The sequence below is a fragment of the Pseudomonas sp. R32 genome (assembly GCF_009866705.1).
Classification (GTDB): Bacteria; Pseudomonadota; Gammaproteobacteria; order Pseudomonadales; family Pseudomonadaceae; genus Aquipseudomonas; species Aquipseudomonas donghuensis.
In genome coordinates this window covers 4,424,921-4,439,922 of record NZ_CP019396.1, presented here as the reverse complement: position 1 = coordinate 4,439,922, position 15,002 = coordinate 4,424,921, and the positions used below count along the sequence as shown (strand labels likewise).

The 15,002-nt window shown below is 62.1% G+C and carries 15 protein-coding genes; 12 read left to right on the top strand and 3 right to left on the bottom strand.

Features of this window, described 5'->3' with window-relative positions; genetic code table 11:
• The first annotated feature begins 32 nt into the window (after positions 1–32).
• Positions 33–287 (top strand): FAD assembly factor SdhE, encoded by a 255-nt coding sequence (locus PspR32_RS20480; RefSeq protein ID WP_010220968.1) that lies wholly within the window; start codon positions 33–35, stop codon positions 285–287.
• Entirely contained in the window at positions 271–723 is a 453-nt protein-coding gene (locus tag PspR32_RS20475) for a protein YgfX (protein ID WP_159389089.1), read from the top strand. Before PspR32_RS20480 ends, PspR32_RS20475 begins: the two co-directional genes overlap by 17 nt.
• Here PspR32_RS20475 and nadB read toward each other — a convergent pair.
• Complete coding sequence (nadB, locus tag PspR32_RS20470; RefSeq protein ID WP_010220970.1) at positions 692–2,308, bottom strand: L-aspartate oxidase; 1,617 nt, start codon at positions 2,306–2,308, stop codon at positions 692–694. The genes PspR32_RS20475 and nadB overlap by 32 nt on opposite strands.
• 432 nt (positions 2,309–2,740) lie before the next feature.
• Here nadB and rpoE point away from each other — a divergent pair, with 432 nt between their 5' ends.
• From rpoE to pdxJ, 10 genes are all read left to right on the top strand, one after another.
• On the top strand, positions 2,741–3,322 hold the full coding sequence (gene rpoE / locus PspR32_RS20465; protein ID WP_010220971.1) for an RNA polymerase sigma factor RpoE: 582 nt from the start codon (positions 2,741–2,743) through the stop codon (positions 3,320–3,322).
• Positions 3,323–3,353: 31 nt separating this feature from the next.
• Complete coding sequence (locus tag PspR32_RS20460; RefSeq protein WP_010220972.1) at positions 3,354–3,944, top strand: RseA family anti-sigma factor; 591 nt, start codon at positions 3,354–3,356, stop codon at positions 3,942–3,944.
• A 12-nt stretch (positions 3,945–3,956) separates the two neighbouring features.
• Entirely contained in the window at positions 3,957–4,922 is a 966-nt protein-coding gene (locus PspR32_RS20455) for a MucB/RseB C-terminal domain-containing protein (RefSeq protein WP_010220973.1), read from the top strand.
• Between the two features lie 222 nt (positions 4,923–5,144).
• On the top strand, positions 5,145–6,524 hold the full coding sequence (locus tag PspR32_RS20450) for a DegQ family serine endoprotease (protein WP_162835468.1): 1,380 nt from the start codon (positions 5,145–5,147) through the stop codon (positions 6,522–6,524).
• Between the two features lie 226 nt (positions 6,525–6,750).
• Positions 6,751–8,550 carry a translation elongation factor 4 gene (gene lepA, locus PspR32_RS20445; RefSeq protein WP_045197631.1) on the top strand — a complete coding sequence of 600 codons (1,800 nt, stop codon included), beginning with the start codon at positions 6,751–6,753 and terminating at the stop codon, positions 8,548–8,550.
• A gap of 5 nt (positions 8,551–8,555) precedes the next feature.
• Positions 8,556–9,410 carry a signal peptidase I gene (lepB, locus tag PspR32_RS20440; RefSeq protein WP_010220976.1) on the top strand — a complete coding sequence of 285 codons (855 nt, stop codon included), beginning with the start codon at positions 8,556–8,558 and terminating at the stop codon, positions 9,408–9,410.
• Positions 9,411–9,658: 248 nt separating this feature from the next.
• On the top strand, positions 9,659–10,348 hold the full coding sequence (gene rnc, locus PspR32_RS20435; protein ID WP_010220977.1) for a ribonuclease III: 690 nt from the start codon (positions 9,659–9,661) through the stop codon (positions 10,346–10,348).
• The gene (gene era, locus PspR32_RS20430; RefSeq protein ID WP_010220978.1) at positions 10,341–11,243 is read left to right on the top strand and encodes a GTPase Era; all 903 of its coding nucleotides are present in this window, start codon (positions 10,341–10,343) and stop codon (positions 11,241–11,243) included. The genes rnc and era overlap by 8 nt, the downstream gene beginning before the upstream one ends.
• A 57-nt stretch (positions 11,244–11,300) precedes the next feature.
• Positions 11,301–11,984, top strand: a complete 684-nt coding sequence (gene recO, locus PspR32_RS20425; RefSeq protein ID WP_010220979.1) for a DNA repair protein RecO — start codon at positions 11,301–11,303, stop codon at positions 11,982–11,984.
• 63 nt (positions 11,985–12,047) lie between these two features.
• Positions 12,048–12,773: a pyridoxine 5'-phosphate synthase gene (gene pdxJ / locus PspR32_RS20420; RefSeq protein ID WP_249684443.1), complete on the top strand. Its 726-nt coding sequence runs from the start codon at positions 12,048–12,050 to the stop codon at positions 12,771–12,773.
• 139 nt (positions 12,774–12,912) lie between these two features.
• On the opposite strand, the gene PspR32_RS20415 is transcribed toward pdxJ, so the two are convergent.
• Together PspR32_RS20415 and PspR32_RS20410 are read right to left on the bottom strand one after the other, a co-directional pair.
• Complete coding sequence (locus PspR32_RS20415) at positions 12,913–14,304, bottom strand: heavy metal sensor histidine kinase (RefSeq protein WP_010220981.1); 1,392 nt, start codon at positions 14,302–14,304, stop codon at positions 12,913–12,915.
• Positions 14,301–14,975: a heavy metal response regulator transcription factor gene (locus tag PspR32_RS20410; protein ID WP_010220982.1), complete on the bottom strand. Its 675-nt coding sequence runs from the start codon at positions 14,973–14,975 to the stop codon at positions 14,301–14,303. Before PspR32_RS20410 ends, PspR32_RS20415 begins: the two co-directional genes overlap by 4 nt.
• Between the last annotated feature and the right edge of the window lie 27 nt (positions 14,976–15,002).

The window sequence follows — 15,002 nt, the reverse complement described above, 5'->3', positions numbered from 1 at the left end:
TGTATACTGGCGGCCTATTTTAGGAGGGCTTCATGGTCGAACAATCTGAACTCAACCGGCTCTTTTGGCACAGCCGCCGCGGCATGCTTGAGCTCGATGTATTGCTGGTCCCGTTCAGCGCGGAGGTCTACCCAACCCTGAGCGAGGCCGATCGTGAGTTGTACAAGCGCCTGCTGAGCTGCGAAGACCAGGACATGTTCGGCTGGTTCATGGAGCGCAGCGAGTCCGAAGACCCGGAGCTGCAACGCATGGTTCGCATCATCCTGGACCGTGTCCAGCCCAAGTGAGCGCTTCGAATGTCGCTGGCAGGGCTCAAGGGTTCTGCTGGCGGCTTACCTCGCCAGTCTGCTGCTAGCCCTGTTGGCGCTTGGCCTGCTGCATGTGCCACTGTGGTTGCGCCTGGTAGCCATTGCCCTGTGCCTGTTACACGCGCTGTGGACTATTCCCCGGCGCATTCTGCTGACCCACCCCCAGGCCATTACCGCACTGCGTCGCGATGCTCACGGCTGGCAGTTGTTCAGCCGCGCCCAGGGCTGGCAGGCGGTGCAGCTCAAGCCCGACAGCCTGGCCTTGCCCGGGTGGGTGGTGCTGCGCTTTCGCAGGGTCGGGCGGCGTTTAACCGAAGGCCAGTGCATCGCCTTTGACGCGCTGGAGCCGGTGCAGCACCGGCGCCTGCGTTTGCGCCTGAAGTTCAGTCGGCGTAGGTGGGCGGCTGCAGGATAGTGTCATGGGCCTCACTGAGCATGCCCGGGTAATCCAGGGTGTAGTGCAGGCCACGGCTTTCCTTGCGCTGCATGGCTGAGCGAATCATCAGCTCGGCAACCTGGGCCAGGTTGCGCAGCTCGATCAGGTCGCGGCTGACCTTGTAGTTGCTGTAGAACTCGTCGATTTCGTCGAGCAGCAGGCGCACTCGGTGTTCGGCACGCTGCAGGCGCTTGTTGGTGCGCACGATGCCCACGTAGTCCCACATGAAGCGCCGCAGTTCGTCCCAGTTGTGGGCGATGATCACGTCTTCGTCCGAGTCGGTTACCTGGCTTGCGTCCCAGCACGGCAGCGCCTGCGGCATCTCGACCTGGTCCAGGCGGGCGACGATGTCGTTGGCGGCCGAGCGCCCGTAAACGAAGCATTCGAGCAGCGAGTTGCTGGCCATGCGGTTGGCGCCGTGCAGGCCGGTGAAGCTGGTTTCGCCGATGGCGTACAGGCCCGGCACGTCGGTCAGGCCTTGTTCGTCGACCATCACCCCGCCGCAGGTGTAATGGGCGGCCGGCACCACCGGGATCGGCTGGCGGGTGATGTCGATGCCGAAGGTCAGGCAGCGCTCGTAAACGGTGGGGAAGTGGCTTTTGACGAACTCGGCCGGTTTGTGGCTGATGTCCAGGTAGACGCAGTCCACCCCCAGGCGCTTCATTTCATGGTCGATGGCGCGGGCGACGATATCGCGCGGGGCCAGTTCTTCACGGGGGTCGAAGCGCGGCATGAACCGCTCGCCGTTGGGCAACGTGAGCAGGCCGCCTTCACCACGCAGGGCCTCGGTGATCAAAAAGCTCTTGGCCTGCGGGTGATACAGGCAGGTCGGGTGGAATTGATTGAATTCAAGGTTGGCCACCCGGCAACCGGCGCGCCAGGCCATGGCAATGCCATCGCCGCAGGCACCGTCGGGGTTGCTGGTGTACAGGTAGACCTTGGCCGCGCCGCCGGTCGCCAGCACGGTGAAACGGGCACCGAAGGTGTCGACTTCGCCGGTATTGCGGTCCAGTACATAGGCCCCCAGGCAGCGATCGCCGTCCTGGCCCAGACGCCGCTCGGTGATCAGGTCGACTGCCACCCGCTGCTCCAGCAGCTCGATGTTCGGGCGCAGTTGTGCTTGTGCCAGCAGGGTAGTGAAGATCGCCGCACCCGTGGCATCGGCGGCGTGGATGATGCGTCGATGGCTGTGGCCGCCTTCGCGGGTCAGATGAAATTCAAAACCGCTTTCTTCGTCGCCGGCGTGTTCGTCACGGGTGAAGGGCACGCCCTGGTCAATCAGCCACTGAATCGCTTCGCGGCTATGCTCAACGGTGAAGCGCACGGCGTCTTCATGGCACAAGCCGCCGCCGGCATTGAGGGTGTCCTCGACGTGGGACTGCACCGTGTCGGTATCGTCCAGTACCGCGGCCACGCCGCCCTGGGCCCAGAAGGTCGAGCCATTGGCGAGGTCGCCCTTGCTGAGCACGGCGACGCGCAGGTGGCCGGGAAGGGTCAGGGCCAGGCTGAGGCCGGCGGCACCGCTGCCGATCACGAGAACATCATGTTGGAATTGTTGGCTCATGTCAGGACACTAGTATCTGAAGGGGGGGATCGGCACAATAGTCAGGCGCTTATGGCATTGTGAAACTATCGTGAATCTGGACCGGCTGCCTTTATAGCAGTCACAAGGCCCTGATTTCCAATGGCGCTTGCACAGTCCTGGTAGCCTTTTGTGGGAACTTTCCGTGATGTATGGATATCCATAGAAGGCTGCCCGCACGCCATAATGCCGCGGCGACGCACGACAGGCGCCCCATGAAGGCACTGTTTGCGTATTCGAGACCCGATTATCGACGCAGGCGGCCGTGACCGCGCTGCGTTTTTCGTGCGAGCCGACCAAGGGCCGCAGGAAACTTGCTTGGAGGGGAGAACTTTTGCGCAAAGCCCGAGTCTATGGTTGCAAGCCTGAACGGTGGCGGGTGCGACGCTCCTTCGAGTTCACTGAGGAGTGTTCATGCTAACCCAGGAAGAGGATCAGCAGCTTGTCGAGCGCGTGCAGCGTGGCGACAGGCGAGCGTTCGATCTGTTGGTGCTGAAGTATCAGCACAAGATTCTCGGGTTGATCGTGCGTTTTGTCCACGACACCCATGAAGCCCAGGATGTGGCGCAAGAAGCTTTCATCAAGGCTTACCGCGCGCTTGGTAATTTTCGCGGTGACAGCGCCTTTTATACCTGGCTGTACCGTATTGCTATCAACACGGCAAAGAACTACCTGGTGTCCCGCGGTCGGCGGCCACCGGACAGTGATGTAAGTTCCGAGGATGCGGAATTTTACGACGGCGATCACGGCCTCAAGGATCTGGAGTCCCCCGAGCGCGCGTTGTTGCGAGATGAGATCGAAGGCACCGTCCATCGGACCATCCAGCAGCTGCCAGAAGATTTGCGTACGGCGTTAACTTTACGTGAATTCGATGGTCTGAGTTACGAGGACATTGCGAGCGTCATGCAGTGTCCGGTGGGTACCGTGCGCTCTCGAATCTTCCGCGCTCGGGAGGCCATAGACAAAGCCCTGCAGCCGTTGTTGCAGGAAACCTGAGACAGCGGCGACAGCCAAGAGAGGAACCGCCATGAGTCGTGAAGCTTTGCAGGAATCGCTGTCCGCGGTGATGGATAACGAAGCGGACGAGCTGGAGTTACGTCGGGTATTGAATGCCGTCGACGATCCTGAAACCCGTGCTACCTGGTCGCGTTACCAGGTTGCCCGTGCAGCCATGCACAAGGAGCTGGTGCTGCCACGGCTGGATATCGCCTCGGCCGTATCCGCCGCCCTGGCCGATGAAGCCGCTCCTGCCAAGGTCAGCCGTGGCCCGTGGCGCAGCCTGGGCCGCCTGGCCGTCGCCGCTTCGGTGACTGTCGCGGTACTGGCCGGCGTTCGTCTGTACAACCAGGATGAGATCAGTGGTGCCCAGCTGGCTGCCCAGCAACCGGCCCAGCAAGGTCTGAGCCTGCCACAGGCGCAAGGCCCGGCCGTATTGGCAGGCTATAGTGAGAATGCAGAACAGCCGGGCCCGATGGCCAATGGCGTGCTGCAAGGGCAAACCGGCTGGCATGACCAGCGTCTGCCTGGCTACCTGCGTCAGCATGCTCAGGAAGCAGCCCTCAAGGGTACCGAGAGCGCTCTGCCGTATGCACGTGCAGCCAGCCTGGAAAATCGTTAAGTAAGGAGGATCATGCGCGCGCTACCTCTCATACCGCTGCTGCTTGGTGGCTGGTTGACGGTGCCGGCCCTTGCCGCCAACTCCTCGCCGCAGGCAAGTGACTGGCTCAAACGTCTGGCCCAGGCCGAGCAACAGCAGAGTTATCAGGGTACTTTCGTTTACGAGCGTAACGGTAGTTTCTCCACCCACGACATCTGGCATCGCGTCCAGGACGGCAAGGTCAGCGAGCGGTTGTTGCAGCTCGACGGCTCAGCCCAGGAAGTCGTGCGTGTCGATGGCCATACCCAGTGCGTAAGCGGGGCCCTGGTCCCGGGTGTGGCCAACACCCCGGAAGCGGCGGCGCGAGTGCTTGACCCTTTGAGGTTGATGAGCTGGTACGACCTCGGGGTCGCCGGCAAGTCCAGGGTGGCAGACCGCGAAGCGGTCATCGTCACCCTTACCCCGCGTGATCAACACCGCTATGCCTTCGAGCTGCACCTGGATCGCCAGACCGGGCTGCCGCTCAAGTCGTTGATGCTCGATGATGGTGGACGTTTGCTCGAACGCTTTCAGTTCACCCGTCTGGACACCCGTGACGCACCATCCGACGATCAGCTCAAAGCCAGCGATATCTGCAAGCCGGTCGCGCAACTGACCGCTCAGGCCGCGCAGCCTGCCACCGGTTGGCGTTCGGACTGGCTACCCCCGGGCTTTGAACTGATCAACAGTTCGGTGCGCAAGGATCCGCAAAGCAAGAACGCCGTCAGCAGCCTGATGTTCGACGATGGCCTGGCGCGCTTCTCGGTGTTCGTCGAAGCCCTGGACAAAGGCACTGCCGCTGATATCCGCACGCAACTGGGGCCGACCGTTGCCGTCTCGCGGCGCCTGACCACGCCCAAGGGCGAAATGATGGTCACCGTGGTGGGCGAGATCCCTATCGGTACCGCCGAACGCATTGCGCTGTCCATGCGCGCCCAGGATGCCCAGGCAAAAAAATGAGGCGCAGGCAATGAGGCTGACAAGGCGAGGATTGCTTGGCTGACATGATTGGCAAGCTTTGCAGTTTGCAAAAACTCCAGAATTTTTCTATAGGTCAGTCCTTTCGGGGGCTGGCCTTTCCTGCTTCTGCAGGTCCCTACTGCTAACCACGCTCGTTGTGACGGGAGCCGTATGTCAATACCACGCTTGAAAACCTACCTATCGTTGTTCGCCGCCGTGTTTATGCTCGGTCAGGTGCTCACCGCCCAGGCCGAAGCCCTGCCGGACTTCACCACCCTGGTCGAGCAGGCGTCGCCTGCGGTAGTGAACATCAGTACCAAGCAGAAACTGCCTAACCGCACGTACGCGGCGGGCCAGGTGCCAGATCTTGAAGGCCTGCCGCCGATGTTCCGCGAATTCTTCGAGCGCAACATGCCGCAAGCCCCGCGTTCGCCGCGCGGCGACCGTCAGCGCGAAGCGCAATCGCTGGGTTCGGGTTTCATCATCTCCAGTGACGGTTATGTGCTGACCAACAACCACGTGGTTGCCGACGCCGACGAAATCATCGTCCGCCTGTCGGACCGCAGCGAGTTGCAAGCCAAGCTGGTCGGCACCGACCCGCGCACCGACGTAGCCCTGCTCAAGGTCGAAGGCAAGGACCTGCCGACCGTCAAGCTGGGTGATTCCGAGAAGCTCAAGGTCGGTGAGTGGGTGCTGGCCATCGGTTCGCCGTTCGGCTTCGATCATTCGGTGACCAAAGGTATCGTCAGTGCCAAGGGCCGTACCCTGCCCAACGACACCTACGTGCCGTTCATCCAGACCGACGTGGCGATCAACCCGGGTAACTCTGGTGGCCCGCTGTTCAACATGAACGGTGAGGTGGTCGGTATCAACTCGCAGATCTTCACCCGTTCCGGCGGCTTCATGGGCCTGTCCTTCGCCATTCCGATCGACGTGGCGCTGGATGTTTCCAACCAGTTGAAGAAAGACGGCAAGGTCAGCCGCGGCTGGCTGGGCGTGGTGATCCAGGAGGTCAACAAGGACCTGGCCGAGTCCTTCGGCCTCGACAAGCCGGCCGGTGCCCTGGTGGCCCAGGTCCTAGAAGACGGCCCGGCGGCCAAGGGTGGCCTGCAGGTCGGTGACGTGATCCTGAGCATGAACGGTCAGCCAATCGTCATGTCCGCCGACCTGCCGCACCTGATCGGTGGTCTCAAGGATGGTGCCAAGGCCAAGCTGGACATCATTCGCAACGGCAAGCGCCAGTCCCTGGATGTGACCATCGGCGCACTGCCGGATGATGACGCCGAAGTCAGCACCAACCTCAACGGCGGTGTCGAGCGCAGCAGCAACCGTCTGGGCGTATCGGTGTCCGACCTGACCGCCGAGCAGAAGAAGGCCCTTGAACTCAAGGGCGGCGTGGTCATCAAGGAAGTCCAGGAAGGTCCGGCGGCGCTGATCGGCCTGCGTCCGGGCGATGTCATCAGCCATCTGAACAACCAGGCGATCCTTTCGGCCAAGCAGTTCACCGAAATCGCCAAGGAACTGCCGAAGAACCGTTCGGTGTCCATGCGTGTCCTGCGTCAGGGGCGCGCCAGCTTCATCACCTTCAAACTGGCTGAATAAGTCGGGTTGAACAAAAAAGGGCAGCCTCGGCTGCCCTTTTTGCTGGGCGCCGCCCCAGGCCCCCGCAGGTTTTCCTGGCTCATTTGCGGGTCAGGTTGCCAGCATGCAAGCATTTCCCACAGCTCCCGTGCCCACAGTTCACGTGACGCCAACGTCAAGCTTCAGGTACAATTCCCGGCTATTTTTCGGTGGGCGTCCGGCCCGCAGCCTTTTTGAGTGTTGATCCGTGAGTGATTTGAGTCATATCCGCAATTTCTCCATCATCGCCCACATTGACCATGGCAAGTCGACCCTGGCCGACCGCTTCATTCAGATGTGCGGTGGCCTGACTGCGCGTGAGATGGAAGCCCAGGTACTCGATTCCATGGACCTGGAGCGTGAGCGCGGTATCACCATCAAAGCCCACAGCGTCACCCTGCACTACAAGGCGCAGGACGGCAAAACCTACCAGCTGAACTTCATCGACACCCCCGGCCACGTTGACTTCACCTACGAAGTCAGCCGCTCGCTGGCAGCCTGTGAAGGTGCCTTGCTGGTGGTCGATGCCGGCCAGGGCGTAGAAGCCCAGTCGGTCGCCAACTGCTATACCGCCATCGAGCAGGGCCTTGAGGTCATGCCGGTGCTGAACAAGATGGACCTGCCCCAGGCCGACCCGGACAAGGTCAAGGACGAGATCGAGAAGATCATCGGCATTGACGCCACCGACGCCGTGGCCTGCAGCGCCAAGAGCGGCATGGGCGTGGACGAGGTGCTCGAGCGCCTGGTGCACACCATTCCAGCCCCTACCGGTGACATCGAGGCGCCGCTGCAGGCGCTGATCATCGACTCCTGGTTCGACAACTACCTGGGCGTCGTCTCCCTGGTGCGCGTCCGTCACGGCCGGGTGAAGAAGGGCGACAAGATCCTGGTCAAGTCCACCGGCAAGGTCCACCTGGTCGACAGCGTCGGTGTGTTCACCCCCAAGCACACCCAGACCGCCGACCTCAAAGCCGGTGAAGTAGGCTTCATCATCGCCAGCATCAAGGACATTCACGGTGCGCCGGTGGGTGACACCCTGACCCTGAGCACGACCCCCGAGGTCGAGGTGCTGCCCGGTTTCAAACGTATTCAACCGCAAGTCTATGCCGGCCTGTTCCCCGTCAGTTCCGATGATTTCGAAGATTTTCGTGATGCATTGCAGAAACTGACCCTGAACGACTCGTCGCTGCAGTACCTGCCGGAAAGCTCCGATGCCCTGGGCTTTGGCTTCCGTTGCGGCTTCCTCGGCATGCTGCACATGGAGATCATCCAGGAGCGCCTGGAGCGCGAATACGACCTGGACCTGATCACCACCGCGCCAAGCGTAATCTTCGAGGTCAAGCTCAAGACCGGCGAAACCATCTACGTCGACAACCCGTCGAAACTGCCGGATGTGTCCTCGGTCGAAGACTTCCGTGAGCCGATCGTTTCGGCCACCATCCTGGTGCCGCAGGAGCACCTGGGTAACGTCATTACCCTGTGCATCGAGAAGCGTGGTGTGCAGCGCGACATGCAGTTCCTCGGTTCGCAGGTGCAAGTACGCTACGATCTGCCGATGAACGAAGTGGTACTGGACTTCTTCGACCGTCTGAAGTCCACCAGCCGCGGTTATGCTTCGCTGGACTACCATTTCGACCGCTACCAGTCGGCTAACCTGGTCAAGCTTGACGTACTGATCAACGGTGACAAGGTCGACGCCCTGGCGCTGATCGTGCACCGCGACAATGCGCACTACAAGGGCCGCGCATTGACCGAGAAGATGAAGGAACTGATTCCTCGGCAGATGTTCGATGTGGCAATCCAGGCCGCCATTGGCGGGCAGATTGTTGCGCGTACCACTGTCAAGGCGCTCAGAAAGAACGTACTGGCCAAATGCTACGGTGGCGACGTTAGCCGTAAGCGCAAGCTGTTGGAGAAGCAGAAGGCCGGTAAGAAACGCATGAAACAGGTCGGCAACGTGGAAATCCCACAAGAAGCCTTCCTCGCCGTGCTCAGGTTGGATAGTTAGGTCCTATGTCGCTAAATTTCCCGCTGTTGCTTGTCATCGCCGTTGCCGTCTGCGGTCTGTTGGCCCTGGTCGATCTGCTGTTCCTGGCCCCGCGCCGGCGTTCGGCAATCGCCAACTATCAGGGCAGCGTCAGCCAGCCTGAAATGGCAGTGGTCGAGCGTCTGAACAAGGAACCGTTGCTGGTCGAGTACGGTAAATCGTTCTTCCCGGTGCTGTTCATTGTCCTGGTGCTGCGTTCGTTCCTGATCGAACCGTTCCAGATCCCTTCGGGGTCGATGAAGCCGACCCTGGAAGTGGGCGATTTCATCCTGGTGAACAAGTTCTCCTACGGGATTCGCCTGCCGGTGATCGACAAGAAGGTCATCGAGGTGGGTGACCCGCAGCGCGGCGATGTCATGGTGTTCCGCTACCCGAGCGATCCGAACGTCAATTACATCAAGCGGGTGGTTGGCCTGCCGGGCGACCAGATTCGCTACACCAGCGACAAGAAGCTGACCGTCAACGGTCAGGCGATTGCCGAGCAACTGGTCGGCACTGAGCCTGGGACCCTGGGCAGCGCCGAGCTGTACAAGGAAAAACTGGGCGAAGCCGAGCACCTGATCCGCAAGGAAATGAGCCGCTATCGCATGCCGCCTGACCAGCAATGGACAGTCCCGGCCGGCCATTACTTCATGATGGGCGACAACCGCGACAACTCCAACGACAGCCGTTACTGGGATGACCCGAGCATTCCCAAGGCACTGCACGGCATGGTTCCGGACAAGAACATCGTCGGCAAGGCCTTTGCGGTCTGGATGAGCTGGCCAGAGCCTAAACTGAGCCACTTCCCGAACCTGTCGCGGGTCGGGTTGATCAAGTAACACCACAACGGCGCTGTCCTGGGACAGCGCCGAATGCGTTTCTGGCATAGGCTGTGTTCAGGGATCTCGCGATTCCAGCGAGCATCGCGGCCAGCGAGCATGAGCCAAACAGTCTTTCAGGATGTTGATTTGAACAACGCGTTAAATCCGACGGTAGCCCCGATGGCGGCGTACCGAGCTGTAAAGTGTGAGCCTGGTGCCCTGGCGCGCGGGCTGAATTTCGACCACGAACTGCGCGTGGGTACACTGTGAGCGTTTCCTTGAGCCGCCTCGAGCGCCAGCTCGGTTATACCTTCAAGAACCAGGAGCTGATGCTGCTGGCCCTGACGCACCGCAGTTTTGCCGGGCGTAACAACGAACGCCTCGAGTTTCTCGGCGATGCGATCCTCAACTTCGTCGCTGGTGAAGCGCTGTTCGAGCGTTTCCCCCAGGCCCGCGAAGGCCAGCTGTCGCGCTTGCGGGCGCGTCTGGTCAAGGGCGAGACCCTGGCGGTACTGGCCCGTGGCTTTGACCTGGGCGAATACCTGCGCCTGGGCTCGGGCGAGCTGAAAAGCGGCGGTTTCCGCCGCGAGTCGATTCTTGCCGATGCCCTGGAGGCGCTGATTGGCGCCATCTACCTGGACTCGGACATGCAAACCGCCCGCGAGCGGGTGCTGGCATGGCTGGCAGGCGAATTCGAAAGCCTGACCCTGGTCGATACCAACAAGGACCCGAAAACCCGTCTGCAGGAATTCTTGCAGTCGCGGGCCTGCGAACTGCCGCGCTACGAAGTGGTGGATATTCAAGGTGAACCCCATTGCCGGACGTTTTTCGTCGAATGCGAAGTGACCCTTTTGACTGAAAAAAGCCGAGGGCAAGGCGTCAGCCGGCGTATCGCCGAGCAAGTCGCGGCCGCCGCAGCACTGATCGCCCTGGGCGTGGAGAATGGCAATGACTGATACCAACACTACCCGCTGCGGCTATGTCGCCATTGTCGGCCGCCCGAACGTGGGCAAGTCGACCCTGCTCAACCACATCCTCGGGCAAAAGCTCGCGATCACCTCGCGCAAGCCGCAGACCACTCGCCACAACATGCTCGGGATCAAGACCGAAGGTGATGTCCAGGCGATCTACGTCGACACCCCGGGCATGCACAAGAGCAACGAAAAGGCGCTCAACCGCTACATGAACAAGACCGCCTCGGCCGCCCTCAAGGACGTCGACGTGGTGATCTTCGTCGTTGACCGCACCAAGTGGACCGACGAAGACCAACTGGTGCTCGAGCGTGTGCAGTACGTGCAGGGGCCGGTGATCCTGGCGATCAACAAGACCGACCGGATCGAAGAGAAAGCCGACCTGATCCCGCACCTGCAGTGGCTGCAGGAACAACTGCCAAACGCTGAAATCGTGCCGATTTCGGCCCAGCAGGGGCACAACCTCGACGCCCTTGAAGGGCTGATCGCCAAGCACCTGCCGGAAAACGATCACTTCTTCCCGGAAGACCAGATCACCGACCGCAGCAGCCGCTTCCTGGCCGCCGAACTGGTGCGCGAGAAGATCATGCGTCAGCTCGGCGCGGAGCTGCCATACCAGATCACCGTGGAAATCGAAGAGTTCAAGCAGCAGGGCAAGATCCTGCACATCCATGCGCTGATCCTGGTCGAGCGTGACGGCCAGAAGAAGATCATCATTGGCGACAAGGGCGAGCGGATCAAACGCATCGGCTCCGAGGCGCGCAAGGACATGGAAGTGCTGTTCGACGCCAAGGTCATGCTCAACCTCTGGGTCAAGGTCAAGGGTGGCTGGTCCGACGACGAACGCGCCCTGCGTTCGCTGGGCTACGGCGACCTCTGATTGCTCCAGGCCCGGTAGCGTCCGCTGCCGGGTCGAACCTCTTCTGAAGCGCCGCTCATGGAACTGCCAGTTGGCCAACCGGCCTATGTGCTGCACAGCCGGGCCTACCGTGAAACCAGTGCGCTGGTGGATTTCCTCACCCCGCAAGGGCGCCTGCGCGCCGTCATGCGCCGTGCCCGTGGCAAGGCCGGCAGCCAGGTGCGCCCCTTCGTCCCCCTGGAAGTCGAGTTTCGCGGCCGCGGCGAGCTGAAAAACGTCGGCCGTCTGGACAGCGTCGGCGTGGCCGCCTGGCTGCATGGCGATGCGCTGTTCAGCGGGTTGTACCTCAACGAGCTGCTGATTCGCCTGCTGCCGGCTGAAGACCCGCATCCGGTGGTGTTCGAGCACTATGCGGCGACCTTGCAGGCCCTGGCGGCGGGACGGCCGTTGGAGCCACTGCTAAGGGCGTTCGAATGGCGCCTGCTGGACGAGCTGGGCTATGCCTTTGCGCTCGATCAGGACATCAACGGTGATCCGCTGGTGGTCGATGGCCTGTACCGCTTGCAGGTCGATGCCGGGCTTGAGCGGGTCTACCTGTTGCAGCCGGGGCTGTTCAACGGTGCCGAGCTGTTGGCCATGGCCGATGCCGACTGGGAAATTCCTGGCGCCCTGAGCGCGGCCAAGCGCCTGATGCGCCAGGCCCTGGCCGTGCATCTGGGCGGTCGGCCGCTGGTCAGTCGCGAACTGTTTCGCAAGCGCTGAACAACGTCGTATGCTGTGGGGCTCAATCTTCAGGAGAGCCTCTTCGTGACTCAAAGCAACCGCATGCTGCTCGGCGTGAACATCGACCACGTGGCGACCCTGCGCCAGGCGCGTGGCACCCGCTACCCGGACCCGGTGAAAGCCGCGCTGGACGCCGAAGAGGCCGGTGCCGATGGCATTACCGTGCACCTGCGCGAAGACCGCCGGCACATCCAGGAGCGCGACGTGCTGCTGCTCAAGGACGTGCTGCAGACGCGCATGAACTTCGAAATGGGCGTCACCGAAGAAATGATGGCGTTCGCCGAACGCATTCGCCCGGCGCATATCTGCCTGGTACCGGAAACCCGTCAGGAGCTGACCACCGAAGGCGGCCTGGATGTCGCTGGCCAGGAGGCGCGGATCAAGGCCGCAGTCGAGCGCCTGTCGCGCCTGGGCTCGGAAGTGTCCTTGTTCATCGATGCCGACGAGCGCCAGATCGAAGCCTCGCGCCGTGTCGGTGCGCCGGCCATCGAGCTGCACACCGGCCGTTATGCCGATGCGCAAACCCCCGGCGAAGTGGCCGAAGAGCTCAAGCGCGTGGCCGATGGCGTAGCCTTTGGCCTGGGCCAGGGGCTGATCGTCAATGCCGGTCATGGCTTGCATTACCACAACGTTGAGGCAGTGGCGGCGATCAAGGGTATCAATGAACTGAACATCGGCCATGCGCTGGTGGCTCATGCACTGTTCGTCGGCTTCAAGTCGGCGGTGGCAGAGATGAAGGCGTTGATCCTGGCGGCCAGTCGGCACTAACAGATTCGACGCCAATCCTGTGGGAGCTGGCTTGCCAGCGATCGAGCGCGTAGCGGTCGCCTAATAGGCAGTGGATGTGCTGCCTGTACTGGCCTCATCGCTGGCAAGCCAGCTCCCACACGATTGGGTGTAGGTCCATTTATTCGGTAGTATCGGCAAACACCAGGCTGAACCGCGTCACCCCCTGCAGTTCGCTGTGCACCTCAACCCGTCCGCCATGCACCTGCATGATCGAGCGCACGATCGCCAGCCCCAGCCCCGTCCCGCCTTCCAGGCGTGAGCGCCCCGAACCCACGCGGTAAAAGCGTTCGAACAGATGCTGCAAATGCGCCTGGGCAATGCCCGGCCCGTGATTGACCACCGACACCCACACCGAACCGTCCCGGCGTTCTATGCCAATGTTGATCGGCTGCCCCTCATCGCCATGACGGATCGCATTGCTGAGCAAGTTGGACAGCGCCCGCTGCACCATCAACCGCTCACCCATCACCGTGCCCCAGCCCTGCACATGCAAGGTAATGCCCTTTTGCTCGGCATTGCATTCGAACAGTTCGCACACCCGCTGCACCTCGTCGGCCAGCACCACCGGTTTGAGCGGCACCTGCGCCTGCGGCTGGCTGACCTGGGCGAGGAACAGCATGTCGTTGATGATGCGGTTCAGCCGGGTCAGTTCCTCGATGCTGTTCTCCAGCGCTTCGCGGTACTCGTCGTTGGAGCGCTCGCGGGTCAGGGTGACCTGGGCCTTGCCCATCAGGTTGCCGATGGGGGTGCGCAGTTCATGGGCAAGGTCGTCGGAAAATTGCGACAGCCGCTGCACGCCGTCGTCCAGGCGGTCGAGCATGATGTTGATTCCGCCCGCCAGGTCACCCAGCTCTTGCGGCAGGCCGGCTTCCGGCAGGCGGTGGCTGAGGGTTTGCGCCGAGACCTGTTCGGCAACCCGGCGAAAGCGGCGCAATGGCAGCAGACCGCGCTGGACCAGCTTCCAGGCGCCCAGGCCAATCAGCAACAGCAGCAGCGGCAAGGCCCAGAGGGTCGAGCCCAGATAGGCCTGGAGCAGGGCATGGTCGTCGGCACGGTTGACCGTCAGCAGCACCCGCACCAGGGTGCCGTCCTGCAGGCGCATCAGCCGCGAAGCGGTCAGCAGATGGTCGCCATCCTGATCGCGCCACGGGCTGAAGCTTAGCTGCGGGCCGCTCTCAATCTGCAGCAAGGCGCTGGCTTCCAGGGCCGGGCCCAGGGTCAGCAAGGCCGAATGGCGGCCGGTCAGGGCAATCACGCTCAGGCTCAGGTTGTCGTGGCCCATGATCACATCCAGCAGCGGATGCACCGGTGTGCGCAGGTCGGCGGCTTTCAGGTCAATCGTCAGGCTATGCTCGATCTGCACCATCTTGTTGGCCAGGTGCTTGCGTGCCCGGCTGTCCAGCTCGTGGTCGAGGGCAAATACCGCCAGGCAAGCGAGCAGCAGCACCAGTGCCGCGCCCATCAGGCTGACGCTCAGGCCCAGGCGCAGCGACAGGCGCGCAGGTTTCATTCGCGAGCCTCAAGCACATAACCGACGCCGCGCAGGGTGTGGATCAGCTTGTCGTCGAACGGGTCGTCGATTTTCGCCCGCAGGCGGCGGATCGACACTTCCACCACGTTGGTGTCGCAGTCGAAGTTCATGTCCCAGACCAGCGAAATGATCTGCGTGCGCGACAGCACCTCACCGCTCTGGCGCATCAGCAGGTGCAGCAGGGCGAACTCCTTGGCGGTCAGGTCGATGCGCTGGCCGTTGCGGTAGGCGCGATGGCGGCTAGGGTCCAGCTCGAGGTCGGCGACCTTGAGCGTATTCGGTTGCAGTGCCTGGTCGTTGCGCCGCAGCAGGCTGCGGATGCGCGCCAGCAGCTCGGGGAATTCGAAAGGTTTGAGCAGGTAGTCGTCGGCACCCAGGTCCAGGCCCTTGACCCGGTCGGCCAGCCGGCCGTGGGCCGTGAGCATCATGATCCGCGTACTGGATTCTGCACGCAGGCGCTGCAGTACGGTCCAACCATCGAGCTCGGGCAGGTTGACGTCGAGAATGACCAGGTCATAAGCCTGCTGGCGAGCCAGGTGCAGGCCGTCGGCACCGGTGTGGGCGCAATCGACGATGTAACCGTTTTCGCGCAGGCCCTGTTGCAGGTATTCGGCAGTGCGCAGTTCGTCCTCGACAATCAGTAGACGCATGGGGTGACTCGTTGGTAGTGAAAGACG